Below are 2,981 nucleotides of genomic sequence, written 5' to 3'. Positions count from 1 at the left end.
CCGCAAGGGCGGCACCATCGTCACCTGCGCCTCGACGAGCGGCTACGAGCACGTCTTCGACAACCGCTACCTGTGGATGAACCTCAAGCGGATCGTCGGCTCGCACTTCGCCAACTACCGCGAGGCGTGGGAGGCCAACCGACTGGTGGCCAAGGGCAAGATCCACCCGACGGTGTCGCGGGTCTACCCGCTCGCCGACACCGGTCAGGCCGCCTACGACGTTCACTCCAACGCGCACCAGGGAAAGGTCGGGGTGCTGTGCCTCGCGCCGTCCGAGGGCCTGGGCGTTCGCGACCCGCAGAAGCGTGAGCTGCATATCGATGCCATCAACCGGTTCCGGGGCGTCTGAGGAGCCCGATCCGAACCACTCGTTCGAGCACCGGCCGCTCACGTACGTGTGACAACCCCCAGGTACGGTGTGCAGCATGCCTGCTGGAGACGATCACCTTCCGGCGCCGGGTTCCGCATTTGCCATCAGCCGCAGGGGTTATGACGCGACCCAGGTCGATGACTATCTGCGTCATCTCGATGCGCAGCTGCGGATGCTCGCCGCCGATCGGGACGCGGCTGTCGAACAGAACGGCCAGCTCACCAGGCAGGTGAACGTAGCCTGGGCGGAGACAGACCGCCTCAAGGGCCAGCTCAGGCGCCTGTCCGCGCCACCGGAGAGCGTCGAGGGCATGAGCGAGCGGCTGCAGTCGATGCTGCGCCTCGCCCAGGACGAGGTGGCCGAGCGTCGGCGACGCGCGGAGGCCGAGGCCGCCGACATCATCGCCAGGGCCGAAGCAGCCGCCGCCGAGCTGCCCATGCGCAACGAGGAGGAACGGCTGCGTCTCGAGCACGAGCGCACCGCCCTGCGGCTCGAGCGCGACCGGGCGCTCGCCGAGGCCACCGCCGAGGCCCAGCGGGTGCGCGACGAGGCCCGCGCCGAGACCGACAAGCTGCGCGCGGAGGTCACTGCCGAGTTGGAGCGCGAGCGGATCGCCGCGGAGACGGGCCGGAACGACCTGCGTGACCAGAGTGACGCGAAGCGGGCCCAGGTCGAGGAGGACTTCCGGATCGCGATGACCGCGCGGCGCAGCGAGGCGATCGCCACCATCGAGCAGAACCTGGCGAGCAGCCAGAACGAGGCGAGGTCCCGGCTCTCTGCCGCCACCGACCGGGCCAACCAGCTCGTGGCGGACGCGACCGCGAAGTCCGGCGAGTTGATCGCAAACGCGGAGAACCAGGCACGGAACGTTATCCGGTCCGCCGAGGTCAGGGTCGCCGAGCTGGATGCGCTGCGCGAACGGATGCGCAGCCAGCTCTCCGCGTTGCGCGGGGTGCTCGACGAGGCCGTGCCGGGCCTGGCGAGGCCGACCGTGACTCCCGGCACCTCCACCGATACCACCGGCACCGAGCAGCCCGGCACGCCCGCGGGGCCGGCACGCGACGGGTCGGCCTCCGGGTCCGAGGAGCCGGCCGGGTCGGCGTCACAACTCACTCCCGAACCACGGACCGGCGGTCGACGTCACACCTCACCCCGCCCGGTCGCGGCGCCCACACATGGTGACCGGCCCGACCTGCCGCACGCGAGCACGCCCCGACCGGATGCCGGATCAGCCGACGAACGGCAATCCGCCGAAACGGACGCAAAGACCCCGGGAGCCAACGGCGGCAAGCCGCGGCCGAGCCCCCGACGGCGCAATCCGGCCCCGGTCGGCCGACAGAGCTGACCCGGCCGGGCCATCCCCCGATGAAGGCCCCACGGCGCGATGCGCCGGATGCCCTACCGCGCGATGTGACCGGCAGCCATCAGACCCGGCACCCGGGACGGCGGCGGAGCCTGGCCGACCAGCACAGTGTGTGCCAGTGCCGCCGATCATCGGCCGCGCCGCCCGGCGGTGAACCGGCCGCGCCGCCCGCTGCGCCGGCGCCCGCTCCCGCGCCGCCGGCGGACCAGGCCACGAGGTGCGCCACACCCGGGCGGATCTCGTGGTCACATCCCGGGCACCGGTAGACCTTCGACGCCCGCGCTCCGGGCACCGTGCAGACCAGCCACTCGCCGTCGTCGGCGACTTCGGTACGGGCCCAGCCGACGGCGGCCCGCGCCCACCCGACCGAACCCCCGCCAGCCGCGGCCGGGGACGGCGCCGGCGGAACGCGCGTACGGCGACCGTCCGACGCCGCACGGCCGCTGCGGTCGGGATGACGACGGGGCACCGGCCCAGTATCGCCGAGCCGGCGGACTAGCGGGCGGCGTAGTCCCGGAACCCCTGCCCGGTCTTGCGACCCAGCCGGCCCGCGGTGACCAGGTGCTCGAGCAGGGGGGCCGGCGAGAACGCCGCCTCGCGGAACTCCTGGAACAGCGTCTGTTCGATGGCCAGCGACACGTCCAGGCCGACCACGTCGAGCAGCTCGAACGGCCCCATCGGCAGCGCGCAGCCGGTCTTCATCGCCGCGTCGATATCGTCGGCGGTGGCGTAGTGCGCCTCCAGCATCTTGACCGCGTCGTTGAGGTAGGGGAACAGCAGCGCGTTCACGATGAATCCGGCGCGGTCGCCGCAGAACACCGCCTTCTTGCCCAGCGTCTCGCACAGCGCCCGGGCGGTGGCCACCACGTCCGCCGAGGTGGAAATGGTGCTGACCACCTCCACGAGCTTCATCACCGGTGCCGGGTTGAAGAAGTGCAGCCCGATCACGTCACCGGGCCGTGAGGTGGCCGCCGCACACTCGATCACCGGCAGCGACGACGTGGTGGTGGCCAGGATCGCCCCGGGCCGGCAGACCTCGTCCAGCGCCTCGAACACGGCGCGTTTGACGTCCAGCTCCTCGGCGATGGCCTCGATCACCAGGTCACAGGCCGCGAAGTCGTCGAAGGACGTGGTGCCGCGCACCCGCCCGATGGCGGCGTCCCGATCGGCCTCGGTCATCTTGCCACGCACCACGGCCTTCTCCAGGGAGCGCCGCAGCTTGCCCAGCGCCTCCTCGGTCTTGCCGTC

3 protein-coding genes and 1 pseudogene are annotated in these 2,981 nt (G+C 72.0%); 2 read left to right on the top strand and 2 right to left on the bottom strand.

Going from position 1 to position 2,981, the window contains the following annotated elements; genetic code table 11:
• A partial coding sequence (locus Q1K26_RS03320; protein ID WP_300007639.1) for a zinc-binding dehydrogenase occupies nt 1-349 on the top strand: 349 nt, incomplete at its 5' end.
• Between the two features lie 76 nt (nt 350-425).
• Nucleotides 426-1,715, top strand: coding sequence for a hypothetical protein (locus tag Q1K26_RS03315; RefSeq protein ID WP_300007638.1), 1,290 nt, complete (start codon nt 426-428; stop codon nt 1,713-1,715).
• Between the two features lie 79 nt (nt 1,716-1,794).
• On the opposite strand, the pseudogene Q1K26_RS03310 reads toward Q1K26_RS03315, so the two are convergent.
• A pseudogene (locus Q1K26_RS03310) lies at nt 1,795-2,085 on the bottom strand (hypothetical protein); the annotation flags it as partial.
• Nucleotides 2,086-2,228: 143 nt separating this feature from the next.
• Nucleotides 2,229-2,981 (bottom strand): 3-hydroxyacyl-CoA dehydrogenase NAD-binding domain-containing protein (locus Q1K26_RS03305; protein WP_300007637.1); only part of this gene is annotated, 753 nt, incomplete at its 5' end.

The organism is Pseudonocardia sp. (assembly GCF_029263155.1).
Classification (GTDB): Bacteria; Actinomycetota; Actinomycetes; order Mycobacteriales; family Pseudonocardiaceae; genus Pseudonocardia.
This window is presented reverse-complemented; position numbering and strand designations above follow the sequence as displayed.